The sequence below is a fragment of the Sphingopyxis sp. GW247-27LB genome, assembly GCF_002277025.1.
In the GTDB taxonomy this organism is placed as follows: Bacteria; Pseudomonadota; Alphaproteobacteria; order Sphingomonadales; family Sphingomonadaceae; genus Sphingopyxis.
On sequence record NZ_NIWD01000009.1, the window covers coordinates 118,841 to 143,309 of the forward strand.

General features: G+C 68.4%; 30 protein-coding genes. 21 read left to right on the plus strand and 9 right to left on the minus strand.

Going from position 1 to position 24,469, the window contains the following annotated elements; translation table 11 throughout:
- Positions 1 to 336: 336 nt before the first annotated feature.
- The 7 genes from CD928_RS12910 to CD928_RS12940 all read right to left on the minus strand — a co-directional run bounded on the left by CD928_RS12910 (position 337) and on the right by CD928_RS12940 (position 5,019).
- Positions 337 to 741 (minus strand): DUF1801 domain-containing protein, encoded by a 405-nt coding sequence (locus CD928_RS12910; RefSeq protein WP_095387527.1) that lies wholly within the window; start codon positions 739 to 741, stop codon positions 337 to 339.
- Positions 742 to 754: 13 nt separating this feature from the next.
- Entirely contained in the window at positions 755 to 1,174 is a 420-nt protein-coding gene (locus CD928_RS12915; RefSeq protein WP_217983763.1) for a DUF1801 domain-containing protein, read from the minus strand.
- Positions 1,175 to 1,178: 4 nt separating this feature from the next.
- Positions 1,179 to 1,394, minus strand: coding sequence for a hypothetical protein (locus CD928_RS12920; RefSeq protein WP_095387529.1), 216 nt, complete (start codon positions 1,392 to 1,394; stop codon positions 1,179 to 1,181).
- A gap of 16 nt (positions 1,395 to 1,410) precedes the next feature.
- A complete protein-coding gene (locus CD928_RS12925) occupies positions 1,411 to 1,821 on the minus strand; it encodes an SRPBCC domain-containing protein (RefSeq protein ID WP_095387530.1) in 411 nt (136 codons plus the stop codon).
- Positions 1,818 to 2,141 carry a helix-turn-helix transcriptional regulator gene (locus tag CD928_RS12930; protein ID WP_095387531.1) on the minus strand — a complete coding sequence of 108 codons (324 nt, stop codon included), beginning with the start codon at positions 2,139 to 2,141 and terminating at the stop codon, positions 1,818 to 1,820. Before CD928_RS12930 ends, CD928_RS12925 begins: the two co-directional genes overlap by 4 nt.
- Before the next feature lie 70 nt (positions 2,142 to 2,211).
- Positions 2,212 to 3,843, minus strand: a complete 1,632-nt coding sequence (locus CD928_RS12935; RefSeq protein WP_176473576.1) for an alkaline phosphatase — start codon at positions 3,841 to 3,843, stop codon at positions 2,212 to 2,214.
- A 90-nt stretch (positions 3,844 to 3,933) separates the two neighbouring features.
- On the minus strand, positions 3,934 to 5,019 hold the full coding sequence (locus CD928_RS12940; protein WP_095387532.1) for a DUF3667 domain-containing protein: 1,086 nt from the start codon (positions 5,017 to 5,019) through the stop codon (positions 3,934 to 3,936).
- Positions 5,020 to 5,097: 78 nt separating this feature from the next.
- Here CD928_RS12940 and CD928_RS12945 point away from each other — a divergent pair, with 78 nt between their 5' ends.
- The 11 genes from CD928_RS12945 to CD928_RS12995 all read left to right on the plus strand — a co-directional run bounded on the left by CD928_RS12945 (position 5,098) and on the right by CD928_RS12995 (position 12,995).
- A complete protein-coding gene (locus CD928_RS12945; RefSeq protein ID WP_095387533.1) occupies positions 5,098 to 6,381 on the plus strand; it encodes a glutamate-5-semialdehyde dehydrogenase in 1,284 nt (427 codons plus the stop codon).
- A 31-nt stretch (positions 6,382 to 6,412) separates the two neighbouring features.
- Positions 6,413 to 6,685 (plus strand): CopG family ribbon-helix-helix protein, encoded by a 273-nt coding sequence (locus tag CD928_RS12950; RefSeq protein WP_095387534.1) that lies wholly within the window; start codon positions 6,413 to 6,415, stop codon positions 6,683 to 6,685.
- Positions 6,682 to 6,969, plus strand: coding sequence for a type II toxin-antitoxin system RelE/ParE family toxin (locus CD928_RS12955; protein ID WP_095387535.1), 288 nt, complete (start codon positions 6,682 to 6,684; stop codon positions 6,967 to 6,969). Before CD928_RS12950 ends, CD928_RS12955 begins: the two co-directional genes overlap by 4 nt.
- Positions 6,966 to 7,619 carry a nicotinate-nucleotide adenylyltransferase gene (locus CD928_RS12960; RefSeq protein WP_095387536.1) on the plus strand — a complete coding sequence of 218 codons (654 nt, stop codon included), beginning with the start codon at positions 6,966 to 6,968 and terminating at the stop codon, positions 7,617 to 7,619. Before CD928_RS12955 ends, CD928_RS12960 begins: the two co-directional genes overlap by 4 nt.
- Positions 7,616 to 8,014 carry a ribosome silencing factor gene (gene rsfS / locus CD928_RS12965; RefSeq protein WP_095387537.1) on the plus strand — a complete coding sequence of 133 codons (399 nt, stop codon included), beginning with the start codon at positions 7,616 to 7,618 and terminating at the stop codon, positions 8,012 to 8,014. Before CD928_RS12960 ends, rsfS begins: the two co-directional genes overlap by 4 nt.
- A gap of 32 nt (positions 8,015 to 8,046) precedes the next feature.
- Positions 8,047 to 8,475: a 23S rRNA (pseudouridine(1915)-N(3))-methyltransferase RlmH gene (locus CD928_RS12970; protein WP_095387538.1), complete on the plus strand. Its 429-nt coding sequence runs from the start codon at positions 8,047 to 8,049 to the stop codon at positions 8,473 to 8,475.
- A complete protein-coding gene (locus tag CD928_RS12975) occupies positions 8,472 to 9,686 on the plus strand; it encodes a murein hydrolase activator EnvC (protein ID WP_095387539.1) in 1,215 nt (404 codons plus the stop codon). The genes CD928_RS12970 and CD928_RS12975 overlap by 4 nt, the downstream gene beginning before the upstream one ends.
- A gap of 100 nt (positions 9,687 to 9,786) precedes the next feature.
- Complete coding sequence (locus tag CD928_RS12980; protein ID WP_095387540.1) at positions 9,787 to 11,175, plus strand: S41 family peptidase; 1,389 nt, start codon at positions 9,787 to 9,789, stop codon at positions 11,173 to 11,175.
- 22 nt (positions 11,176 to 11,197) lie between these two features.
- On the plus strand, positions 11,198 to 11,680 hold the full coding sequence (locus tag CD928_RS12985) for a disulfide bond formation protein B (RefSeq protein ID WP_095387541.1): 483 nt from the start codon (positions 11,198 to 11,200) through the stop codon (positions 11,678 to 11,680).
- Positions 11,677 to 12,210 (plus strand): demethoxyubiquinone hydroxylase family protein, encoded by a 534-nt coding sequence (locus CD928_RS12990; RefSeq protein ID WP_095387542.1) that lies wholly within the window; start codon positions 11,677 to 11,679, stop codon positions 12,208 to 12,210. The genes CD928_RS12985 and CD928_RS12990 overlap by 4 nt, the downstream gene beginning before the upstream one ends.
- Positions 12,211 to 12,380: 170 nt before the next feature.
- The gene (locus CD928_RS12995) at positions 12,381 to 12,995 is read left to right on the plus strand and encodes a hypothetical protein (protein WP_095388042.1); all 615 of its coding nucleotides are present in this window, start codon (positions 12,381 to 12,383) and stop codon (positions 12,993 to 12,995) included.
- Between the two features lie 4 nt (positions 12,996 to 12,999).
- On the opposite strand, the gene CD928_RS13000 is transcribed toward CD928_RS12995, so the two are convergent.
- Entirely contained in the window at positions 13,000 to 14,262 is a 1,263-nt protein-coding gene (locus CD928_RS13000) for a SulP family inorganic anion transporter (RefSeq protein WP_095387543.1), read from the minus strand.
- 70 nt (positions 14,263 to 14,332) lie between these two features.
- On the minus strand, positions 14,333 to 16,273 hold the full coding sequence (locus tag CD928_RS13005; protein ID WP_095387544.1) for a prolyl oligopeptidase family serine peptidase: 1,941 nt from the start codon (positions 16,271 to 16,273) through the stop codon (positions 14,333 to 14,335).
- A gap of 413 nt (positions 16,274 to 16,686) precedes the next feature.
- Between CD928_RS13005 and CD928_RS13010 the strand changes: the two genes are divergently transcribed.
- From CD928_RS13010 to CD928_RS13055, 10 genes are all read left to right on the plus strand, one after another.
- On the plus strand, positions 16,687 to 17,007 hold the full coding sequence (locus CD928_RS13010; RefSeq protein WP_255247159.1) for a hypothetical protein: 321 nt from the start codon (positions 16,687 to 16,689) through the stop codon (positions 17,005 to 17,007).
- 49 nt (positions 17,008 to 17,056) lie between these two features.
- Positions 17,057 to 18,400 carry a TldD/PmbA family protein gene (locus CD928_RS13015; RefSeq protein WP_095387546.1) on the plus strand — a complete coding sequence of 448 codons (1,344 nt, stop codon included), beginning with the start codon at positions 17,057 to 17,059 and terminating at the stop codon, positions 18,398 to 18,400.
- 12 nt (positions 18,401 to 18,412) lie between these two features.
- Positions 18,413 to 19,204, plus strand: coding sequence for a 3'(2'),5'-bisphosphate nucleotidase CysQ (locus tag CD928_RS13020; RefSeq protein WP_095387547.1), 792 nt, complete (start codon positions 18,413 to 18,415; stop codon positions 19,202 to 19,204).
- A 201-nt stretch (positions 19,205 to 19,405) separates the two neighbouring features.
- Positions 19,406 to 19,774 (plus strand): 30S ribosomal protein S13, encoded by a 369-nt coding sequence (gene rpsM, locus CD928_RS13025; protein WP_053554920.1) that lies wholly within the window; start codon positions 19,406 to 19,408, stop codon positions 19,772 to 19,774.
- A 102-nt stretch (positions 19,775 to 19,876) separates the two neighbouring features.
- Complete coding sequence (rpsK, locus tag CD928_RS13030) at positions 19,877 to 20,266, plus strand: 30S ribosomal protein S11 (protein WP_003040416.1); 390 nt, start codon at positions 19,877 to 19,879, stop codon at positions 20,264 to 20,266.
- Positions 20,267 to 20,369: 103 nt separating this feature from the next.
- Positions 20,370 to 21,428, plus strand: coding sequence for a DNA-directed RNA polymerase subunit alpha (locus tag CD928_RS13035; protein WP_095387548.1), 1,059 nt, complete (start codon positions 20,370 to 20,372; stop codon positions 21,426 to 21,428).
- A 107-nt stretch (positions 21,429 to 21,535) separates the two neighbouring features.
- Complete coding sequence (rplQ, locus tag CD928_RS13040) at positions 21,536 to 21,955, plus strand: 50S ribosomal protein L17 (protein ID WP_095387549.1); 420 nt, start codon at positions 21,536 to 21,538, stop codon at positions 21,953 to 21,955.
- 154 nt (positions 21,956 to 22,109) lie between these two features.
- Positions 22,110 to 22,685 (plus strand): GbsR/MarR family transcriptional regulator, encoded by a 576-nt coding sequence (locus CD928_RS13045; protein WP_095387550.1) that lies wholly within the window; start codon positions 22,110 to 22,112, stop codon positions 22,683 to 22,685.
- Positions 22,686 to 22,695: 10 nt separating this feature from the next.
- The gene (locus CD928_RS13050) at positions 22,696 to 23,370 is read left to right on the plus strand and encodes a DUF4166 domain-containing protein (RefSeq protein WP_095387551.1); all 675 of its coding nucleotides are present in this window, start codon (positions 22,696 to 22,698) and stop codon (positions 23,368 to 23,370) included.
- Positions 23,363 to 24,454 carry a saccharopine dehydrogenase family protein gene (locus CD928_RS13055; protein ID WP_176473577.1) on the plus strand — a complete coding sequence of 364 codons (1,092 nt, stop codon included), beginning with the start codon at positions 23,363 to 23,365 and terminating at the stop codon, positions 24,452 to 24,454. Before CD928_RS13050 ends, CD928_RS13055 begins: the two co-directional genes overlap by 8 nt.
- The last annotated feature ends 15 nt before the right edge of the window (positions 24,455 to 24,469 follow it).

Consider the following 24,469-nt stretch of genomic DNA (forward strand, 5'->3'; position numbering starts at 1 on the left):
GAGCGCCCACCGCTGGGACAGCCGCGTCATCTTCGCCCGCGGACGCAGCCCCGACGCCGCCGAGGGCGTCACCAGCTTCCTCGAAAAGCGCGCGCCCAACTTCACCGCCAGCGTCGCCAACGACTATCCCGCGTTCGACGAGTTCGAGGAAACGCCGCCTTATTGAAGGCAGTGTCCGTTTTGGAGTGGGAAGTAGACGTTTCCATCCAAAGTGTACCCCGGCGAAAGCCGGGGCCCAGGGCGGTAGAAAGCCGACGTTGCGTGGCTACGCCCTGGGCCCCGGCTTTCGCCGGGGTACATATGGGATATTTCGCCTATCGGCCGCTAGCCGCCTTCCTATTTCCGTCCCGCCTTCGCCGCGTTCGCAACCACCGCCTCGCGCACCAGCGCCTTGAACGCCGCCGCGTCGACGCGATCGCCTTCGAACAGGTCGATCGCGCGCCGCGTGCCGCCGTCGAGGCTCGCATTGAACAGTCGCTTGGGATCGTCGAGCGCCGCGCCGCGCGCGAAGGTCAGCTTGACCTTGTCCTTGTAGGTTTCGCCGGTGCACAGGATGCCGCCATGCTCCCACACCGGGACGCCGTGCGGATTCGACGGCTTGCGCCACTTTACCGTCTCGGTCACCTCGGGCTCGGCTTCATGGATCAGCCCCCGCATCGTCGCGAGCATGTCGCCGCGCCAGCCGCCGAGCGCCGCGATCTTTTCGTCGATCAGCGCCGGTGCGGCCTTGTCTTCGCTCATCGTCACTCTTCCTTCATTGTCCGGTGATCCAGCCGGGGATCGCCGCCGCCTGCTTCAGCCAGCTCGCGACCTGCGCCTCGTCGACAGCCTCGTCCTCGTGGATATGGAAATAACGCGCGTCGGGGTCCTTCGATCCGACCGGCGGCAGCGGGGTCAGCGCCGTGCCCTTGAAGAAGGTGACCTTGATATAGCGGGTGAAGCAATGGAAGCTGACGAACCAACCCTTCCCCTCGACCCCGTAGAAGGGCGAGTTCCAGCGCACCGACCTTTGGACCCCCGGCACGCTTTTTTCGATCAGCGCGTCGAGCCGTTTTCCCGCCGCGCTTTTCCAGCCGGGCATCGCGGCGATATAGGCCTGCACCGGCGCGTCGCCGTCGCCCTTCGGGATTTGCGGATTGCCGCCCGACAGCAGCTTGGGTGCCTTGTCGGCCATGGCGCTATCCCTCCGCGCGACGCGAACGCGCCGCATAGGGGAGGAAGAACATCCACAGGCCCGTGAGCGTCATCAGTGCGAGCGGGACGAGCGGCAGATAATAGACCCACTGCGCGGGCTCGCGTCCGAGGCCCAGCGTCAGGAAGATGCCCGCGACCACGGCCGTGAACAGGATCGACAGCCAGCGATGCAACTGGCGGATTCCCTGATTCCAGTTCATCTCTTTTCCTCCCTTATCAGTCGATCCGCGCGAGCAGGTCGTCGAGCGCGGTCAGGAAGCGCGGCCAGCCGGCCTTCGCGCCATGATAGGCGAGTTTCTGGTCGGGCTGGAACCCCCGCTGTTCCATGCGCAAAAGCGTGCCCGCCGCGGTCGGGGTGAGCGTCCAGGTCACCGTGCTTTCGAGCCCCATGCCGTCCCAGCTATAGGCGAGCGTGCGTTCGGGCTCGACCTCGACCACCTCGCAATCGACATGGCCCCAGTCGGCACCGAAACGAAAGCGGTGGCCAGGCGTCGGCGCGACGTCCCCCGCCATCAGCCATTCGGCGACCAGATGCGGCTGGGTCAGCGCGCGCCAGATCTTCGCGGGCGGGTGCGCGAACTCGCGCTCGACCACGACGCTGCGCGCCTCGATTGCCGTTTCGTTCATTGATCCATCCTTTTCAGCACATCGTCGAGATCGTCGAACCGCGCGTCCCAGAAGCGCGCCATCCGCTCGGTCCAGTCGACGAGCGGCGCGAGCGCCGCCGGGCGCGCACTGTAATAGGCCTGTCGCCCCTGCTGGCGGTCCTGCACCAGCCCCGCCTGCCTGAGCACCGCGAGATGCTTAGACACCGCGGGCTGCGAGATGCCGGCGGGAGCGGTCAGCGCGCCGACGCTCTGCTCGCCGCTCTCGCACAATCGCTCGAACAGCGCGCGGCGCGTGGGATCGGACAGGGCCTTGAACAGCAAGTCGCGGGTTTCGATCATCTCAATCCATAACCTCTTGGCTATGGTTTAATCCATAACCATCGGGATATGGATTCGTCAACCCCGAACGCTAGGCGGCGTCATAGGCGTTGCGCCCGCGCCGCGCCGTCATGCTGTGCGTGCCCGCGAGCGTACGCGAGCGTTCCGCCACCGTATCGAGGAAATGCCAGTTCGCGGTCATCGTCTCGGGCGTCAGCGCGACGGTCGCATAGCCGCGCCGCTGGGTGTTCGCCCAGCGCAGCTGCGGCGACGAGCGGCGCAGCGCGGCGGCGCGGTCGGCATCGCCCACCCCTTTCGCCGCCGCCTCGATTCCGGGCGAGCTGACGCTGTGTCCGCCGACCTCGACCCCGGCGGGGCGGCCGTCGTGCGGCAGGTCGAACGCCCAGCCATTATGGCTGTCGCCCGCGAGCGAGACGAAATTGGCGCCCGCCTGCTGCGCCGCACCGAGCAGCCGCGCGCGTGCCGCCGGATAGCCGTCCCAGGCGTCGAAATTATAGGGCAGGCCCGCCGCCGCGCCGAGCTGCGCGGTCTTCACCCGCTCCATGACATAGTCGGGCGCGTCGGCGCCGAACCAGTTCGCGGATTCCGGCGGGCTGAAGGTGGTGCCCATCAATACTTGCTGCGCACAAACCTGCCAGCGCTTGCCGGCGCGCACCGAGGCGCGGATCGCGTCGGTCAGCCACTTTTCCTGCTGCACGCCGAGCATCTGCCGCGCCGGATCGCGGTAGCGCGTGTCGCGGAACTGGCGGAGCGCCGCGGCGGGATCGCCCGCGTCCTTGACGATGCTGCCGATGCTGAACGGCTTGTCGCGGCCGCTGATCCGCGTTTCGGGGAGGAAGATGGTCGCGAGATCGCCGACCTCATAATGGCGCCAGCGCGTCTCGGCGACCGGCATCCATTCGCGATAGGCGCGCTCGGCGGCAGCGGCGCGGGCGCTCCATTCGCCTTCGTCCGGCTGATGATTCTGCGCGCCGCCGCTCCATGTGTCGTTGGCGAATTCATGATCGTCCCACTGCGCGATCATCGGGAACAGTTGATGGAGCCGCTGAAGATCGGGGTCGCTGCGATAGGCGGCGTAGCGCAGCCGATAGTCGGCGAGCGCGACGATCTCGTGATCGGGCTGGATCGCGCGGCCGGGCACCGCTTCCTTCAGCGCCGGATATTGGCCGACCTTATATTCGTACAGATAGTCGCCGGCATGGACGATAAGGTCGATGTCCTCGCGCGCCGCGGCGTGGCCATAGGCGTTGAACCAGCCGAACGGCATGTTGGCGCAGGAAAAGAGCGCGAGGTTGAAGGCGGCGGTCGGTCCCGCGGGCAGCGTTCGCGTCCGGCCGGTCACCGACTTGCTGCCGTCGGGCGCGATGAAGCGATAGAAATACCAGCGGCCCGACTGAAGCCCGTCCACGACGATCTTCGCGACATGGTCGCGCTCGCCGGTCGCGGCAACTTCCCCGCCCCCGGCGATTCGGGCGAAGTCGGGGCTTTCCGAAATCTCGGCGGTCAGCATCGTATCCGACGGCGCGGCATAGCGCGTCCACAGCAGCACCGAATTGGCCCCCGGCTCGCCGCTCGCAACGCCGTGGGTGAAGCCCTGCGCCATCATTGCAGCCGCCGCGCCGGGCAGCGACAACGCCGCGAGCCCCGCAGCGCCGAGTCCGATCAACTGCCGCCGGTCCATCTCCGCCCACAGCTGGTGCATCGCATCTCTCCCGTCCGTGCCGGCGGCGCCGGCTAGAGTTTTATCGTGTTTTCCGAGTCGTCAGGTGATTCCACCTGACTTGAAAACACTCTAGCCCATCGCCCCCAGCGCCAGCAGCATCGTCACGAACAATGTCACCGCCATGACGCTGAAGAGCAGCAGCAGCGAGGTCCGCGCGAGCGCGCCGATCCGCGACGAGCGATAGGCGCCGCGAAGCTGGCGATACATGTGAAAAGGAACGTAGAAGACCGCGAATGTCGTCACCCACCCCATCGCCGGCGTCATCGCGAACAGCCGCACCGCGACGAACAGCAGCAGCATGAAGCTGATCGAGTAAGTGACGAACACGAAATGGTCATAGGTGTGGAAGCGCCGGCTGAACGGATAGAGCAGCCACAGGAAGGGCAGCGACAAGGGGATCAGCGCCCAGGCGAATTTATAGGCGTTCGCCTGCACCTTGTAGAGCATCAGTCCCGGATTGGCCTGTGCCTTGGCGATGCCATGGTCGACGAAGGCGATGCCGGTGCGAATCTCGGCGCGCGCGAAGCGACCCTCGGGCGTTTCCCTGCCTTCGCCCGGCGTGCCGGCATGATCGAGAAGGCCGAGATATTCGGCGCTCTGCATCAGCGTATAGCGCTGCTCGGCGAGCAATTTGCGCTGGCCGTCGGCGAGGTCGGCCTTGGCGAGCTGGGTGTCGATCGTCGCCACCTCATGCTCGAGCCGCGAGCGAACCGCGCTCGTTTCGGTCTGGCTGGTCACCATGTCCTGCAGGCCGTGTCCCGACGAGCCGCTACCGACGAAGGACAGGACCGCGTAGGTCAGGAATACCGCGAACAGGAACAGCGACAGGGGCGAGATGAAGCGCGCGCGCTCGCCGTGGATGTAGCGGCGCGTCAGGTCGCTGGGGCGCCAGGCAAGCAGCGGCAGCGTGTTCCACAGCTTGCCCTCGAAATGGAAGATCGCATGGACCAGATCGTGCCCGATCGCGCCGAACGTCCGGTGCACGTCGACGCGCTGGCCGCAACGATGGCAGTGCGAGCCGACCAGCGTCGTTCCGCAGTTGAGGCAGCGCTGGCCCGCGTGCCCATCCGCCGCGCCGCCGTGGCGCGGTTCGACCGCGCGTGCCGCCAGCCCCGCGGTCACCGCCGCTCCGATACCCTCGATATCCCCGCTCATGCGCTCTGCCTAAAGCCGCGCGCGTCAGGGCGCAACGGGACTTTCGCGGCCGCGGCAAAGCGTGATAGGGCAAAGGCCATGAGTACCGAGACGCTGATCCACCCGCCCGTTCACGACGCCGACGCGCTGATCGCCGACATGGGCGCGCGCGCGCGCGCCGCCGCGAAACGCATGGCGGTCGCGCCGACGGCGAAGAAGGCCGAAGGCCTGCGTGCCGCCGCGGCCGAGCTTCGCGCGCAGGCACCGGCGATCCTCGACGCCAATGCCCGCGACATGGCGGCGGGCGAGGCGAACGGGCTGACCTCGGCGATGCTCGACCGGCTGCGGCTCGACGCGGGCCGCCTCGGCGCGATCGCCGACGCGGTCGAGGCGGTGGCCGCCCTCCCCGACCCCGTGGGCGCCGAGATCGACCGCGCGACGCGCCCCAACGGCATGGTGCTGAGCCGCGTGCGCGTGCCGCTCGGCGTGATCGGCATCATCTATGAAAGCCGCCCCAACGTCACGGCCGACGCCGCGGCGCTCGGCCTGATGTCGGGCAATGCGGTGATCCTGCGCGGCGGCAGCGAGGCGGTGCATTCGAACCGCGCGATCCACGCCGCGCTCGCCGCCGGGCTCGCCGAGGCGGGACTGCCGGCTGACGCGGTGCAGCTCGTGCCGACGCAGGACCGCGCCGCGGTCGGCGCGCTGCTCCGCGCGCAGGGCCTCGTCGACATCATCATCCCGCGCGGCGGCAAGGGCCTCGTCGCGCGCGTGCAGGACGAGGCGCGGGTGCCCGTGCTCGCCCATCTCGACGGCATCTGCCACCTCTATATCGATGCCGCTGCCGACCCCGAACAGGCGACCCTCCTCGCGGTCAACGCCAAGATGCGCCGCACCGGTATCTGCGGCGCGACCGAGACGATCCTGATCGACCGCGCCTATTCCGCGCCGCGCGCCATCGTCGACGCGCTGGTCGCGGCGGGCTGCGAGGTGCGCGGCGACGAGGCCATCGCGGCGCTGAGCCCGCACGTCACGCGCGCGAGCGCGAACGACTGGGACTGCGAATATCTCGACGCGATCGTCTCCATCGCCGCGGTCGACGGGATCGAGGGCGCGCTGGCGCACATCGACGCGCATTCGAGCCGCCATACCGACGCGATCGTCACCGAGGATGCGGCCGCCGCCGAACGCTTCCTCGCCGAGGTCGACAGCGCGATCGTCATGCACAACGCCTCGACCCAGTTCGCCGACGGCGGCGAATTCGGCCTGGGGGCGGAGATCGGCATCGCGACCGGGCGCCTCCACGCGCGCGGGCCGGTGGCGCTCGAAGGGCTGACGACGTACAAGTGGCTGGTGCGCGGAAGCGGTCAGACGCGTCCTTGAATCATTTGTATACAAGTGATACATTGCGACCATGACCAAGCATTCCGTCATCTCGACACGTATCGATGCCGACACCATGGCGCTGATGGACAACCTCGCTACGGCGCAGGGTCGCAGCAGGGCTTGGCTGGTAGCGCAGGCCGTGCGTGAATATGCCGAACGCGAAGCCGAAATGCTGGCTTTTATCGAAGAGGGCGAACGATCCGCTCGCGAGGAGCCTTTGATCTCCGCCGAAGAGATGCAGGAATGGATTGCCGCCAAGCGGAAAGAAATCCGGGCCAAGCGAAATAAAGACGCGGCGTGACGCCGGTTCACTGGTCCCGTCTTTCACGTGAAGACCTGAACAGTGCGGTTGATCGTCAGGTCGATGCGAATTTCGACATGGCGGACGCGCTGCTCGAAGAAGCGGCCAAAGCAACTATTTTCCTCGCGACCTCGCCCCGCGGCGGCACACCGGTCGGCGCGCAAGGCCGGCGAAAATGGCGGCTCGGAAAGCTGCCATACGCCCTGATCTACCACGTCGATTCGAAACGCGTTCTGATCCTCCGAGTCTCGCATTTGCGCAGCGACTGGCGGACCCTCCTGTGATCGCCACCGGCCTCCTCGGCGGCAGCTTCAATCCTGCGCATGGCGGGCACCGGGCGATCAGCCTCGATGCGATCGCGGCGCTCGATCTCGACGAATTGTGGTGGCTCGTCTCGCCCGGCAATCCGCTCAAGCCCGCCGCCGGCATGGCGCCGCTCTCCGCTCGGCTCGCCTCGGCGCAGCGGATGGCGCGGCGCTCGCCGATCCGCGCGACGGCGATCGAGGCCGAGCTCGGCACGCGCTATACCGTCGATACGCTGAAAAAGCTGGTCCGCCGCTATCCGAATCGCCGCTTCATCTGGATCATGGGCGCCGACAATCTGGCCCAGTTGCCCCGCTGGCGCGACTGGCGGGGGATCGCGCGATTGATGCCGATTGCGGTGGTCGCGCGGCCGGGCTATAATGGCCGCACCCACGCCGCGCAGGCGATGGGCTGGCTTCGGCGCTTCGTCCGGCCCGCGAACCAGAAAGCTGATTGGACGGACTGGAGACCGCCTGCCCTCGTGTTCCTGCGATTTTCGCCCGATGTGCGATCCGCAACCGCTATACGGCAGGCCAATCCCCGCTGGTTCGAACGCTATGCAGGCCGCGGCTTCCGCGACCCGTTGACGCATTCGCGCCTGCGCGATGGCAAAAGGAAAGGACCCGCTTGATATCCGCCAGCAAGGATGCCGCGCCCGGCGCCGCACCCGCAAACGACAGCGTGGACGCGCTCCACGCGCTGATCCTCCACCAGCTCGACGAGGATCAGGCCCAGGAAACCATTTCCATCCCGCTCGCCGGCAAGAGCAGCATCGCCGATCACATGGTGATCGCGAGCGGCCGTTCGACGCGCCACGTCTCGGCGATCGCCGACAAGCTGGCGCAGCGAATCAAACAGGAGGCGGGCCGCAGCGTCCGCGTCGAGGGCCTGCCCAACGCCGACTGGGTGCTGATCGACGCCGGCGACGTCATCGTCCACCTGTTCCGGCCCGAAGTGCGCAGCTTCTACAACCTCGAACGCATGTGGTCGTTCGGCGACGCGCCGCCGGTCGCAGCCGCGAATTGACGTGACCGCCGCCTGAAGGTTAGGCGGCGGATATGTTGCTGCACATCATCGCGCGCGGACGCATCGGGCGGGGCCCCGAAGCCGAACTGGTCGAGCGCTACATGAAGCGCGTGACCTGGGCGCAGAAGATGTCGGAGCTTCCCGATACAGGCGGGCGCGTTCCCGCGGCTCCCGACAACAGCCGTACCATATTGCTCGACGAGGGCGGCGAGCAGATGTCGTCGCTCGAATTCGCCCGATTGCTTGAAACATGGCGCGACGCCGGGGTGCGCGAGGCGCGCTTCTGCCTTGGCGCCGCCGACGGCTTCACGCCGGCGGAGCGCGAGGGCGCCGACAAGGTCATCGCCTTCGGCCGCGCGACCTGGCCGCACCTGATGGCGCGCGCGATGCTCGCCGAGCAGCTGTGGCGCGCGACGAGTATCATCGCGGGCCACCCCTATCACCGCGAAGGGCGCCAGTGAGGCGGGTGCTCGCCACGCTGGCCGGCTTCGCCGCGATCGCGTGCGGCGCGCTTGCGATCGCGCAGAGCGACGTTTTCGACCCCGCGGCGATCGCCACGCGCGAACGCGCGCAGCTCCTGACCGCCAAGCAGCAATCGGCCGAGGCGATGGCGCGCAGCGGCGCGCTCGAAGCCCAGGCGCAGAAGGCGACCAACGCGGCCGACCGGCTGAAGAAACGGAGCGCCGCGCTCGCCGCGCGCATCCAAGCAGCCGAGGCGGATATCGATGCGGGCGAGGCGCGCGTCGCGCTGGTGAACCGCCGCCTCGCCGTGCAGCAGGCGCGGCTCGCCGAGCAGCAGCAGCCGCTGCTCGAACTCGCCGCCTCGCTCCAGCAGCTCTCGCGCCAGCCGCCGGTGAGCGTGCTCGCCCAGCCGGGATCGCTGCGCGACATGGTGCATGCGCGCGCCGTGCTCGATGCGGTGATGCCGGTGATCCGCAGCCGCACCGCGGGGGTCCGCCGCGAGCTTGCCGACCTCCGCACCGCGCAGCGGCAACAGGCGATCGCGCTGAAGGCGCTCGGCGCGAGCAAGGCCGAACTCGCCGCCCGGCGCGACGAGCTGACCCGGCTCGAAAACGAGGGGCGCCTCCACGCGCGCGACCTGATGAGCAGCGCCCGGCTTGAGGCCGACCGCGCGCTCGGGCTCGGCGAAAAGGCGCGCGACATCGTCGAACTGATGGACACGCTCGAAGCCGATGGCGCGGTGCGCGCCGAACTGGCAGAGCTCGCCGGGCCGCTGCCGCGCCCGCGCGATCCGGCAAGGGCCGCGATCACCGCCGCTCCGCCCGCCGCGCCGGCCGCCGACATGACGCGCAGCGCCTATCGCCTGCCGGTGGTCGGCCGCATCGTCGCGGGCCTCGGCGAAGTGAACGACAGCGGGGTGCGATCGCGCGGGATCACCATCGCGGCGCGCCCCGGCGGCCAGGTCGTCGCCCCCGCCCCGGGGCGGGTCAGCTTCGCGGGCGATTATCGCGGCTATGGCAAGATCGTCATCATCGACCATGGCGGCGGCTGGACCTCGCTGCTGACCGGGATGATCGCGCTGTCGGTAGGGGTCGGCGACACGCTCGACGCCGGAACGCCCGTCGGGCGCGCGGGGTCCGACGACAGTCGGATTACCGTCGAACTGCGCCGCGCCGGCCGCCCGGTCGACGTCGCCGCGATGCTGGGGTGACGTCCGACGCGCCGCTTGACGGCGGTTCAAATGCGTTGGAGGATAGCGCGCCGGGGTTTATAAGGGCGGGAGAGCTCCCGCGAGGACACGAAAGACGCCAATGACCGAATCGACCAAGACCGCCGCGTCGCCCCGGCGCCGCTTTGCCCTGTGGCAGGGCGCCGCCGCGTTGAGCACGCTCGCGCTGGTGCCGCTCGCGACCGGCGCGATGGCGACCGTCGACGCCTCGACCACCGACGAGATCATGCGCTTCATGGACGTGTTCAGGGAAGTGAAGGCCAATTATGTCGAACCGGTCAGCGACGACAAGCTGATCGAGGGGGCGATCAACGGCATGCTCGCCAGCCTCGACCCGCATTCGGGCTATCTCGACGCGCGCGATTATTCGAACCTCCGGACCCAGACCGACGGCGAATATGGCGGGCTCGGCCTGTCGGTGACGATGGAGGACGGGGTGGTCAAGGTGATCGCGCCGACCGCCGACACCCCCGCCGACCGCGCCGGGATCAAGGCGGGCGACTATATCACCCATATCGACAAGCAGCTGATCTTCGGCATGACGCTCGACGAGGCGGTCGAACAGATGCGCGGCCGTCCGGGTACCAAGATCGAGATCACCGTCGTCCGCGAAGGCCAGGACAAGCCGATGGAGCTCACGCTGACGCGCGAGATCATCGACCTGAAGCCCGTCAAATGGGAGGTCAAGGACGGCGTCGGCGTGCTGACGATCAGCAGCTTTTCGGCCGATGCCAGCACCGACCTCAAGGCGGCGATGGTCGCGGTCGAGAAGTCGCTCGGCCGCACCCCGCGCGGCTGGGTGCTCGACCTGCGGTCGAACCCCGGCGGGCTGCTCGACGAAGCGGTCGGGGTCAGCGACCTGTTCCTCGACCGCGGCGAGATCGTCTCGCAGCGCGGCCGCAAGAAGGGCGATATCGAACGCTATTTCGCCGAGCCCGGCGATCAGGCGGGCGGCGCGCCGGTCATCGTGCTTATCGACGCGGGATCGGCCTCGGCTTCGGAGATCGTCGCGGGGGCGCTGCAGGACCAGCACCGCGCGGTGGTGATGGGCGAGCGTAGCTTCGGCAAGGGATCGGTGCAGACGGTGCTGCCGCTGACGGACACCACCGCACTCCGCCTGACGACGGCGCGCTACTACACACCATCGGGACGCAGCGTGCAGGAGGGCGGAATCGACCCGGATATCCGCGTCCCGCAGCTGTCCGACCCCGATTACAAGGATCGCCCGTCCTTCCGCGAGAGCGACCTGCGCCGGCACCTGATCAACGAGAAGAAGGTCGACAACGGCCTGCTCGAAGCCGACGAAAAGCCCGATCCGCGCTTCACCGCGACCGCCGAAGAGCTGAAGGCGAAAGGGATCGAGGATTTCCAGCTCCACTATGCGCTGGAAACGATCGGGCGGATCGGCCCCGCCCCCTCGCGCATGGCGCAGGGCGCGAAACCCGCCGCCAAGCCGGCGCGCCGCAACTGACGCCGCGAGCGGAGGATCCTCTATGCTGAATAGCCGTTACGCCGCGCCGCTGCTGGCGCTGCTCGCGCCGCTGCTGCTCTATGGCGGGGCGCTGGTGTCGCAATATGGCTTTGGCCTCCATCCGTGCGAGATGTGCTATTGGCAGCGCTGGCCGCACCAGGCGGCGATGGTGCTTGCGGCGATCGCTCTGCTCCTGCGCCGCAACGATACGGCGATGCGCGCCCTGACCTTGCTTGCCGCGCTCGCCATAGCCGTCAGCGGCGCGATCGGCATCTTCCACGCCGGGGTCGAGTACGGCTTCTGGGAAGGGCTGACGACGTGCAGCACCGGCCAGAACGGCCCGGTCACCCTCGACAGCATCATGGCCGCGCCGGTGATCCGCTGCGACGTGCCGCAATGGACGCTGTTCGGCGTCTCGCTCGCGGGATTCAACGCGATCTTCTCGCTCGCGGCGGCGGGCCTCGTCTTGACCTTGCTGCGCCGCCGGCCCACATCGGCGGCATGAGCAGCGCTCCCGAAACGACCGATCGCCGCACCGCGTCGATGATACGCGTCGATCAGGCGGGCGAATATGGCGCGACGCGCATCTACGCCGGCCAACTCGCGGTGATGGGCGACCGCCACCCGATGGCGCGCGAGATCGCGCATATGGCGGAGCAGGAAGAGCGCCACCGCGCCTTTTTCGACGCGATGGTCACGCGCCGCGGCGTGCGACCGACCGCCTTGCAGCCGGTCTGGGACGTCGCGGGCTTCGCGCTCGGCGCGGTGACCGCCGCGATGGGGCCGCGCGCCGCGATGGCGTGCACCGCCGCGGTCGAGACCGAGATCGACCGCCATTATCGCGAACAGCTCGCCGAACTCGGCGACAGCGACCCCGAACTCTCGGGAGCCGTCGCCGAATTCCGCGCCGAGGAGCTCGAGCACAAGGAAGCGGCGATCGCCGCGGGCGCGGAAAGCGCCCCCGCCTATCCGCTGCTCAGCCTCGCCATTCGGGCGGGCTGCCGTGCAGCCATCGCGCTATCGAAACGTATCTGATAAACAGGAATCCTCTTTTTCCGTTCGTGTCGGGCGAAGTCGAGACACCCATCGAGGCAAAGCAAGGTCGAGGGGCATCTCGACTTCGCTCGATGCGAACGGCTAAGGGATGTTCATCGGCTATGCAGAGAGCCCATGCCATCTCGCCTGAAACCATGAAGGAACGATCGATGACCCGCCTCCCCCTGTTCGCGCTGATCCTCGCCGGCAGCGCCGCCGCCCTCCCCGCCCAGGCGCAGGAAACCGCGGGCGCGCCGAACGAAAAGGTCAACCAGGTCATCGTCTATGGCGACGACAAGTGCGAGCCGAGCAGCCCCGACGAGATCGTCGTCTGCAACCGGATGCCCGAGGAAGATCGCTATCGCGTCCCGCAGATCTTCCGTGGCGGCGACCCGCTCGACCCGCGCAACCAGGCGTGGCTGAACCGCGTCACCGCGATGGAGCGCGTCGGCCGCTTTGGCACCGACAGCTGCTCGCCGGTCGGCCTCGGCGGCTTTACCGGTTGCACCCAGCAGCTCGTCTCGGGCGCGAAGGCCGAGGCGCAGGCGGCCGACAAGACCGACTGGCAGACGATGATCGCCGAGGAACGCGCCAAACGCCTCGCGGGGATCGACGCGGCGGCCGAAGAGGTCGAAGCCGCGGTGGTCGCCGAGGAAAAGGCGCTTGCCGAACGCCAGAAGGCGGCCGAGGACCTTGAGCGCCAGGCCAATGGCGAAGCACCCGCCCCGGCCACCGGCGAAGCCGAGCCCGACGCCGAGCCGCTGCCGACGCCGCCGCAGCACTGACTTTCTATCGCTCGCGCGGCGTCCAGGCGGCCGCGCGCTTGCCCTTCCACCAGCGCAGCAACAGCCCGAGCGCGACCCCCGCGCCGATCGCGATCGTCAGGTCGGCGAAGACGGTGAGCAGGAGCGTCAGCAGCAGCAACAGCCGCTCGTCCCACGGCAGCGACCAATGCTCGCGCCACTTCTCCGGCTCCGCCATGTTGGCGGCGGTGACGAGCAGCACCGCGGCGAGCGCGGGCAGCGCCAGCGCACCAGCGAGGCCGCCGGCGACGAGCAGCACGAACAGGATCACCAGCGCGTGGACCATCCCCGCCACCGGCGTCCGCCCGCCGGCGCGGACGTTGGTCGCGGTGCGCGCGATCGCGCCGGTGACCGGCAGGCCGCCGAACAGCGGCGTCAGCACATTGGCGTACCCCTGCGCGAGCAGCTCGGCGCTCGGCCGATGCTGTCCGCCGAACATGCGGTCGGCGACGATCGCCGATAGCAAAGATTCGACCCCGGCCAGAAAGGCGATGGTCAGCGCCGAGGGCAGCAGCTCGATCAGCCGCGCCGCGGTCACCTGCGGCCAGTGCGGCGCGGGAAGCCCGCTCGGCAAGGCACCGAACCGCGAGCTCACCGTGTCGACCGGCAGATGCAGCCACAACACCGCGAGCGAGGCCGCGCCCACCGCGATCACCAACACCGGCCAGCGGGGGCGCCAGTGGCGGAGCAGCAATATGGCGGCGATCGTCACCGCGGTGACGGCGAGCGCGGCGAGGCTGAGCGAACCGCGCGCCGCCCACAGCGCCTCGATCTTCGGGATCATGTCGGCCGGAACCTTGCCGGCGGACAGTCCCAGCGCGTCGGCGAGCTGACTCGCCGCGATGATCGCGGCGATGCCGATGGTGAAGCCGTTGATCACCGCTTCGGGGATCAGCGCGATCAGGCGCCCGGCGCGGAAGAAGCCGGCGACGATCAAGATCAGTCCGGCCATGATGGTGGCGACGATCAGCCCGTCCATCCCGTGATCCTGGATCACGCCATAGACGACGACGATGAAGGCGCCGGTCGGCCCGCCGATCTGCACCCGGCTGCCGCTCGTCAGCGAGATGACGAAGCCGCCGGTGATCGCGGTGACGAGCCCGACGAAGGGCGTGCTTCCCGAAGCGATGGCGATGGCGATGCACAGCGGCAGCGCGACGAGCGCGACGCTGATCCCGGCCAATGCGTCGGCGCGAAACAGCGGCCAGCTGTAATCGCGCATCGTGTCGAGCAATTTGGGCCGGCGCATCGCGTCTCCATCCGATGAAAGAATGGAGAATCGCTACGCCCCGGCCCGTGTTCGGGTCAAGGCCGCCGGTTCAGTTCAGCAGATATTGCTGCCAGAAGAGCAGCGAGGTCCAGAATTGATAGTCGGCATTTTCCTTCTTGGCGAAGCCGTGCCCCTCGTTGGTGCCGACGAGATGCCAGGCGGTGCCGCCATTCTTGCGCACCGCGGCGACGATCTGCTCGGCCTCCGATGCCGGCACGCGCGGGTCGTTGGCGCCCGTCACCACATAGAGCGGCTTCCGGATGTCGCCGACGCGGGTGAGCGGCGAGATTTCCAGCAACTTCGCGCGCTGCTCGGGTACGCGCTCGTCGCCATATTCGACGCGGCGCAGATCGCGGCGGTAATCCTGCGTATTCTCGAGGAAGGTCACGAAGTTGGAGATGGCGACGACGCACAGATTGGCGCGCAGCTTGTCGGCATAATGGGTCGCGGCGGCATAGCACATATAACCGCCGTAGCTGCCGCCGGTCAGCCCGAAGCGCGCCGCGTCGAGCGCGGGATCCTTTGCCAGCACATCGAGGAAGGCGCCCATGTCCTTGACGCTGTCCTCGCGCTTGAACGGCCCGTTGTCGAGGCTGACGAACGTCTTGCCATAGCCCGTCGAACCGCGGACGTTGGGATAGAAGATCGCGATGCCCAGCTCGTTGAGCAGATAGTTGTTGCGGCCGAGGAAGCCGGGCCGCGACTGGCCTTCGGGGCCGCCGTGGACGTTCATGATCAGCGGCCGCTTGCCGGGGAATTTCGCCGGATCGGGGCGATAGAGAAAGCCGGACACCGCGAGCCCATCGAAGCTCTTCACGCTCACCAGTTCGGGCTCGACATTCTTCGTCACGTCGAGGCCGCCCGTCTCGCTCTGGGTCCAGCGCGTCACCGCGAGCGTCTGAGGATTGACGCTATAGGCGTCCGCCGCGCTCCGCGCCGAGGTGAAGCTGAGCCCGATCTCGCCCCAGGGCGCGATGTCGATGCCGCCGATGATCCCCGCGGGCAGCGCCTCGACCGTGCGCGCCTTGCCGCTCTTGACGTCGAGGATGCGAAGCTTGCTCATCCCCGCCTCGTTGACGACATAGGCGATGAAGCGGCCGTCGTCGGAGATATCGAACGTATCGACGTCCCATTTTTCGGCGGGTCCGCGCGGGGTGAAAGCGCCGCTTTTCGGGTCGATCGTCCCCAGCCGCTGGAAATCCGACCCCTCGTCGCTGGTGACCCAGATGGTGCCGTCGGGCGCGAAGGCCGCGCCGCCGATCGCGATCGTCTTCGCATGATCGCCGATCGGCGTCAGCGCCCCGCTCGCGAGGTCGAGCCGGTAGAGATCGGTCTTTTGCACCGAGACATATTTGGCGACCAGCGCCCAGCTCTTGTCGGGCGCGAAGTCGGTCAGATACCAGCCGCCGCCCTCGACCTCGGCGACCATGCGCCCCGAGGCCGGATCGCGCGGGTTCATCACATACAGGTCGCTGTCGCGGCCGTTGCGCCGCGTCGACGTATAGCCGACGAGCGTCCCGTCGTCGCTCCACGCGTTGAAGCTGTTGCGGCTCTTTCCGTCGGTCAGCAGCACCAGCCGCCCGTTCTTCATCGCGTAGATCTGATAGAATTCATTGCCGCCGATATCCTTCTGCACCAGCATGATATCGGCGCTCTTCGGCGACCAGGCGCCCGCGCTGACGGGCTCTTCCTCGAAGGTCAGCTGCTGCCGCGCGCCCATCGGCATCGCGACGCGGTGGATCTGGCTGGTGTTACCGAAGCGGGTCGCGATCAGCATCGATTTGTCGCCATCGTTCCACCCGACGAAGCTCGCCCCGCGGCTTTCCATATAGGGACGCGATGCGGCGGCGAGGTCGGACGGCACGGCGGGCACGCCATCGGCGACGAGGGCGGCGGGCCGCGCCTCGACAGCGGCGGGCGCCGCATCCTCGGCGGCGAGCGCAGGCGCCAGCGGCAGCGCGAGAGCGGCGAGAAGAGCGAGATGGCGCATAGGATTTTCCCCTGGCTTCGAACGGACGAACAGCGGCTGGACGGTGCGAGGCCGTCATCCGGATGCACAAGACGCGAGATCGGCCCCGCCCGCCGCGATGAGGTGAGCGTATTAGCAGAACAAGACGGAGGCAAGACCCGTCCCAAAATCGCGCTCCAAAGCTCAAAAAGACTCGCCTTTTCGCTGCTGGAAGGCGGTTCGGCGCATTTTTGTTCGGAATCTTCGATGAATTGACGCGGAAAATTAACGAATCGGCGCCATCGTGGCTTGACTCGGGGATAAACGGCTGAAAACCTGGTTCCTTCTGGGAATCGCCAGCCGGGGAGGCTGAAAAAATGGCATCGACGTTCGGACCGCGCCTGCTGGGGCGCTCGATTCCCAGCGTGCCTCCGGCGCGAAGCCTGGGGCGCCGAATGACCGTCCATGTGGCCGCGGCGCTGCTCGCCTTCGCGGCGCTGCAGATCTGGCTGGTGTCGAGCGCGATCGCCGCCGGCGCGCCCTCGGCCTTCACCATCGTCGCGCTGGTCATGTTGCTCGCGCTCGCGGTACCCACCGCGCGGATCACCGAACGGCGCTGGTATCACCTCAGCCGCCAGGCGCTCGCAAGCTGGGGTCTGCACGCGCGGTTCCGCCGCGACGTCCGCCGCCTGTGGGTCGCCGCTCTCGCCCTGCCCTTCCTCTGGGTCAGCGGCGCGATGGCCGCGACGCAGGCGATCGCTGCCGTCGCGGGCTGATTCCGACTTAAATTTTGACGACCCGCCGCACGCCGTCTAGGGCGCGGTCATGCTGACCGTTGCCGAAGCCCTCGACCGTGCGCAAATGCTGTGCGACGCCGCAACCCGCGCGGGCGCCGACGCCGCCGACGCGCTGTACTACTGCAATGCCGCGACCTCCGTGTCGATGCGCCTTGGCGCGCTCGAGGACGTCGAGCGCTCCGAAGGCCAGGACATCAGCTTGCGCGTCTTCGTCGGCCAGCGCAGCGCGAGCGTGTCGACCGCCGACATGGACCCGGGCGAGCTTGCGGGGCTGGTCGAGCGCTGCGTCGCCATGGCGCGCGAGGCGCCCGAGGATCCCTATGCTGGGCTCGCGCCCGAAACGCTGCTGTTCAAGGGGACGGTCCCCGACCTCGACCTCGACGATGCCAGCGAGGCGGACCCCGAAGCACTCCGTGCCGCCGCGCTCGCCGTCGAGGAAGCCGCGCGCGCCGTCGTGGGCGTCACCAACAGCGAGGGCGGCAGCGCGAGCCACAGCCGCACCCGCTTCGCGCTCGCGACGAGCCACGGCTTCGCGGGCGGCTATGGCGCGAGCGGGCACAGCCTGTCGGCGAGCGTGATCGCCGGCGAAGGCGCGGCGATGCAGCGCGATTACGGCTGGCACAGCGCCCATCATCTGTCCGACCTCGAAAGCGCCGGGGACATCGGCGCGCGCGCGGGCACCCGCGCCGTGGCGCGGCTGACCCCCGGCAGGGCGCCGGTCGGCAAGGTTCCGGTCATTATCGATCCGCGCGTCGGCGGCAGCATCGTCGGCCATCTGCTCGGCGCCATCGCCGGCCCCGCCGTGGCACGCGGGACGAGTTTCCTGCTCGGCAAGGAGGACCGGCAGCTTTTCGACAGCGGCATCGTCATTCGCGACGACCCGCACCGGCCGCGCGGGCTTCGCAGCCGCGCCTTCGACGGCGAAGGCCTGCCCACCGCGGCGCGCGACATCGTCGCGAGCGGCAGAATAACAGGCTGGCTGCTCGACACCGCCTCGGCCCGCCAGCTCGGCCTCGAACCGACAGGCCATGCAAGCCGCGGCGGCGGCGCATCGGGAGTGAGCGCGAGCAATCTCCACCTCGCCGCCGGGACGGTCACGCCCGAGGCGCTGATGGCCGACGTCGCCGAAGGCGTTTACATCACCGAACTGATCGGCCAGGGCGTCAATCCGGTGACCGGCGACTACAGCCGCGGCGCGTCGGGCTTCGTCATCCGCGATGGCGCGATGGCCGGGCCGATCGCCGAATTCACCATCGCGGGCAATCTGATCGACATGTTCGCGGCGCTCATTCCCGCCGACGATCTGGAATTTCGTCACGCCACCAACGTCCCGACCCTGCGCATCGACGGCATGACCGTCGCCAGCAGCTAGGCGGGGACGCGGATGCCGGGCCGCAATCTCGAAGCGGTGATCGCCGCGACGCGTGAGGTCGGCGATATGGCAATGGCGCGCTGGCGCGGCGAGGGCCAGGCGATCGACGTCTGGCACAAGTCGCACGACAATCCGGTCAGCGACGTCGACCTCGCGGTCGACGCGCGCCTGAAGGCGGTGCTCGGCGCGATGGTGCCCGAAGCCGGATGGCTGTCGGAGGAGACCGCCGACAATGACGCGCGGCTGTCGCGGCGCGCGATGTGGTGCGTCGACCCGATCGACGGCACGCGCGATTTCATCCGCGGCCGTCCCGGCTGGGCGGTGTCGGTCGCGCTCGTCGTCGACGGCGCGCCCGAGCTCGGCGTGCTCTATGCCCCCGCGCTCGACGAGCTGTGGGTCGCGCAGCGCGGCCAGGGCGCCCAGCTCAACGGCGAGGCCTTGCGCGCCAGTAGCCGCACCAGCTTCGACGGCGCGCGCGTGCCCGCCGACAGCCTGCCGAAGATCGACCGCGACCTCGTCATGGTGACCAAGCCGAACAGCATCGCGCTGCGCATGGCGCTCGTCGCCGACGACCGCGCCGACCTCGTCGCGACGCTGCGCTGGGGATTCGAGTGGGACGTCGCCGCCGCGGCGCTGATCGCGACCGAGGCGGGGGCAACCGTCACCGACGCCTTCGGCGCCCCGCTCGTCTTCAACACCCCGCGCGCGCAGGCCTTCGGCGTCATCGCCTGCGCCCCCGGCATCCACCGCGCCGTCGTCGACCGCTTGCACGACCGCGCGGTCGCGCTGACGTCGGCTGGTTGAACCCGCTCGGTTCGCCGCGATTCCGGGGCGGCTCGCTTGACTTTCGGCGCGACTCACCCTAGTTGCCCATCCATTCCAACAGCCTGACCGGACGGCGAAGCGCAGCCGCGCATTCGTGGTCCGTTTTTTGCGTTGGAAATCAGACGCTTTGAGATAGGGTCGTTTGCCAGCGCGCCCTGTGGAGCAGGAGAAAGAATCACCATGGCACGTATTGCGGGCGTCAACCTGCCCACCAACAAGCGCGTGATCATCGCGCTCACCTACATCCACGGCATCGGTCGCAAGACCGCCGTCGACATCGCCGACAAGCTGGGGATCGACCACAGCCGCCGCATCCAGGACCTGTCGGACGCCGAAGTCCTCCAGATCCGCGAAGCGATCGACGCCGACCACACGGTCGAGGGTGACCTTCGCCGCAACACGGCGATGAACATCAAGCGCCTGATGGACCTCGCCTGCTATCGCGGCCTGCGTCATCGCAAGGGCCTTCCCGTCCGCGGCCAGCGCACGCACACCAACGCGCGCACCCGCAAGGGCAAGGCGAAGCCGATCGCCGGCAAGAAGAAATAAGGTCGAGCGCGTCCACCGGGCGCGCTTCCTTATTTCTTTCCCTGCCGGAGAGCGGCGATCCGTCCGCCACCGGCCATTCAGGATACAGGTTAGGATTTCATCATGGCTCGTGAACCGCAGCGCCTTCGTCGGCGCGAACGCAAGAACATCTCGTCGGGCGTCGCCCACGTCAACGCGACCTTCAACAACACGATGATCACCATCACCGACGCGCAGGGCAATGCGATTGCCTGGTCGAGCGCCGGCATGATGGGCTTCAAGGGCAGCCGCAAATCGACCCCCTATGCGGCGCAGGTCTGCGCCGAAGACGCGGGCAAGAAGGCCGCCGAACACGGCGTCCGCACGCTCGAGGTCGAGGTCAAGGGCCCCGGCGCCGGCCGTGAATCGGCGCTGCGCGCCCTGCAGGCGGTCGGTTTCCACATCACGTCGATCCGCGACGTGACGCCGATCCCGCACAATGGCGTCCGCCCGGCCAAGCGCCGCCGCGTCTGACGTCTTTTCGGGCGCGCCCCACCGCCGGGGCGCCGCCCGCACCAATCTCTCGCTGGACAGGTGGCCGACCCCCGCCCGTCCCGCCCAAAGCAAAGGGAAGTCCATGACTGTCAATATCCGGAACTGGCAGGAATTGAAGAAGCCCAGCAACCTGGAAATCAAGGCCGGCGGCGACGGCAAGCGCAAGGCGACCTTCGTCGCCGAGCCGCTTGAGCGCGGTTTCGGCCTGACGCTCGGCAACGCGCTGCGCCGCGTGCTGCTCTCGTCGCTCCAGGGTGCTGCGATCACGTCGATCAAGATCGAGAATGTCCTCCACGAATTCTCGAGCCTCGCCGGCGTGCGCGAGGACGTCACCGACATCGTCCTCAACGTGAAGCAGATCGCGCTCAAGATGGAAGGCGAAGGCCCGAAGCGGCTCCAGCTTTCGGCGACCGGCCCCGCGACCGTCAAGGCGGGCGACATCATGGTGTCGGGCGACATCAAGGTGATGAACCCGAACCATGTCATCTGCCATCTCGACGACGGCGCGACGCTGAACATGGAACTCGTCGCCGACACCGGCAAGGGTTACGTCCCCGCGACCGCCAACCGTCCGGCCGACGCGCCGATCGGCCTGATCCCCGTCGACTCGCTCTATTCGCCCGTGCGCCAGGTCGCCTACAAGGTCGACAACGCCCGCATCGGCCAGGAGCTGGACTATGACAAGCTGAACCTGACCGTCGAGACCGACGGCACGGTCACGCCTGAGGACGCCGTCGCCTATGCCGCGCGCATCCTCCAGGACCAGCTCCAGGTCTTCGTCCACTTCGAAGAGGCGATGAACGACAGCGGCCTGATCGGCATGGCGGCCCCTTCGGCGGCCAGCGACGAATCGGACGTCAACCAGCTCAACCGCTTCCTTCTCAAGAAGGTCGACGAGCTCGAACTGTCGGTTCGCAGCGCGAACTGCCTCAAGAACGACAACATCATCTACATCGGCGACCTGGTGCAGAAGACCGAGGCCGAAATGCTCCGCACCCCGAACTTCGGCCGCAAATCCTTGAACGAAATCAAGGAAGTGCTGTCGTCGATGGGCCTGCGCCTCGGCATGGACATCCCCGGCTGGCCGCCCGAGAACATCGAGGAAATGGCCAAGAAGCTCGAACAGGAACTTCTCGGCTGACTTTGCGCCCCGGCTTCGGCCGGGGCCACAACGGGAATGGGTCGGCCCGCAAATCGACCTGGTCTGGGCTACCTCGCACGGGCCCTTAACGAACGAAGGACAAAATCATGCGTCATAAATCGGGTGGCCGGAAGCTGCAGCGCACGAGCGCGCACCGCACGGCCCTGTTCCGCAACATGTCGGCCTCGCTCATCAAGCATGAGCAGATCACGACGACCGTCGCCAAGGCGAAGGAACTGCGCCCCTATATCGAAAAGCTGGTCACGCTCGCCAAGCGCGGCGGCCTCGCCAACCGCCGCCTCGCCAAGAGCCGGCTGATGGACGACACCCAGCTCGTCAAGCTGTTCGACGTGCTCGCCGAGCGCTACAAGGACCGCAACGGCGGCTATACCCGCATCATCAAGGCCGGCATCCGCGCCTCGGACGCGGCGCCGATCGCGATCATCGAGTTCGTCGACCGCGACGTCGATGCCAAGGGCCAGGATTCGGGCCCGGTGAACGCCGAGGACGAATTCGAAGACGCGTAAGCCGCGACTCCGAAGACAGGATCAAGGGCGGCGTCCGCAAGGACGGCCGCCCTTTTTCATGGCCACGGCCAGCACGGCTTCGGGCCCGCCTTCGGGTCGCCGGCGCCGCCTCATTCCGCTTGACTTTACACCTCTTCCATCAGATATTTCTGTTATGACAGAAATTATCGAACATGAGTCGAAACTGTCGCCGGCCGCGACCGAGTTCATCCTTCACTGGGGCAATCTTGGCGGCCAGTGGGGAGTCAATCGGTCGGTCGCGCAGATTCATGCCTTGCTGTTCGTCAGCGACCGGCCGCTGCACGCCGAGGAAATTGCGGATGCGCTCGGTCTCGCGCGCTCGAACGTGTCCAATTCGATCAAGGAACTGCTCGGCTGGCGGCTGATCGAGCGGGTGCCGATGCTCGGCGACCGGCGCGACCATTTCGCGGCCGAGACCGACATATGGGAAATGGTCACGCGCATCGCCGCGGGGCGCAAGGCGCGAGAGATCGACCCCGCCGAAGCCGCGCTCAAGGCCTGCGTCGCGCGCGCCGCCGACGATCCCGGGCTGAGCGCGGGCGCGAAGGGGCGACTGTCCGAGATGCTCGATTTCGTGACGGTGATGAGCCGCTGGCATGACGAGATGCTCGCCGTCCCCAAGCCCGCGCTGATGCGACTGATCAAGCTGGGCGCCGGGGTGACGAAGCTGATCAACTGGCGTCCGGGCAAAGGCAAGGACGCGCGGTAGGAGACGGGTCATGGGCGAACTGGTCACCGAAAGAGCCTTGGCGCCGGACGCCACCTCTGTTCCCAGGCCCGACGACGACATCCTCTACGACTATCGCTTTCGCCGCCTGGTCCCGCACGCCGCGTGGGACGCGCTTCCCGACGACGTGCGCCGCCGCTTCTCCAAGCGCCTCTCCGATCAGCGCGTCGCGACCTATAGCGGCCAGATCGTCTGGACGCGGCTCTCCCGCGCCGGTTGGCTGCTCGCGCAGCTTTGCCGCCTGATCGGCGCGCCGCTGCCGACGAACGCCAGCGGCCCGGCCCCCGCCGCGGTCGCGGTCAGCGAGGACCGGGCGAGCGGCGGCCAGTGCTGGACGCGCCTCTATGGCCGGCCGCGCGGCTATCCGCAGGTGATCCATAGCGCCAAGCGCTTCGCGGGAACGACGGGGCTCGAGGAGCATATCGGCGGCGGCTTCGGCATGGCGCTGATGGTGTGCGCCGAGGCCGATGCGCTGATCTTCGCCTCCGACCACTATTTCTGGCAGGCGGGGCGCATCCGCCTGCGCCTGCCGCACTGGCTCGCGCCTGGCGCAACCCTGGTCACGCACCAGCATCTGGGCAGCGGACGCTTCGCCTTCGACCTCAAGGTCACGCATCCGCTGCTCGGCGAGCTCGTGAACCAGCATGCGCTGTTCCGCGATGGCTGAGACGCGCGCTTTGCTGATCGGCGCGACCGGGGTGTTCGGCAGCCGGCTTGCCGAAAGGGCGGCGCGTGAGCCCGGATTATTGCCGACTCTCGCCGCGCGCGACCGGACGCGGCTCGACGCGCTCGCGGCGCGGCTCGGCGGATTGCCGGTGCGGATTCTCGACCGCGAGCGGATCGGCGCCGCCGACCTTGCGGGATTCGACGTCGTGGTTGACGCCGCGGGTCCCTTCCAGGCGTCCGCGCCAACCGTGATCGAGGCCGCGATCGCCGCAGGAGTGCATTATATCGACCTCGCCGACGGGCGGGATTTCGTCGCGGGCATCGGCGTGCACGATGCCGCTGCGAAAGCGGCCGGGATCAGCGTCATCGCCGGCGCCAGTTCGATCCCCGCGCTGTCGCACGCCGTGCTCGACACGCTCGTCGCGGACTGGCGGCGGGTGGAGACGATCCGCATCGGCATCTTTCCGGGAAATCGCGCGCCCCGCGGGCTCGCGGTGGTGCAGGCGATCCTCTCCTATGCCGGCCGGCCGGTGCGCGTCTGGTGCGGCGGCGGCTGGGACGAGGTACCCGGCTGGGGCATGACGCATCGCTGGCCGGTGCCGGGCGTCGGTCGCCGCTGGGCGAGCGTCTGCGACACGCCCGAACAGGATCTGCTCGTCGAGCGCTATCGTCCGCGCGACAGCGCGGAGTTCTTCGCGGGGCTCGAACTCGGCCTGCTCCATCTCGGGCTCGCGCTGCTCGCGCTGCCCGTTCGCCGGGGCTGGCTTCGCAGCCTTCGCCCCGCGGCGCGGCCGCTCCGGGCGATGGCGACGCTGCTGCTGCCGTTCGGCGGCGATATCGGGGCGATGGACGTGATCGTCGAGGGGGGCGATGCCGCGGGCGACCCGCGCCGCGCGCGCTGGACGCTGATCGCCGAGGGCAACCGCGGCCCCTATGTGCCGACGCTCGCCGCGCTCGCGATGCTGCGCCGCTTTCGCGATGGCCGCCCGCCGGCGCCCGGCGCGCGCGCGTGCAGCGGTATCCTTGGCCTCGCCGATTTCGCCGCCGACTTCGCGACGCTCGAAATCGACACGCGCTCGGAATGACTGCAAATCTCCTTG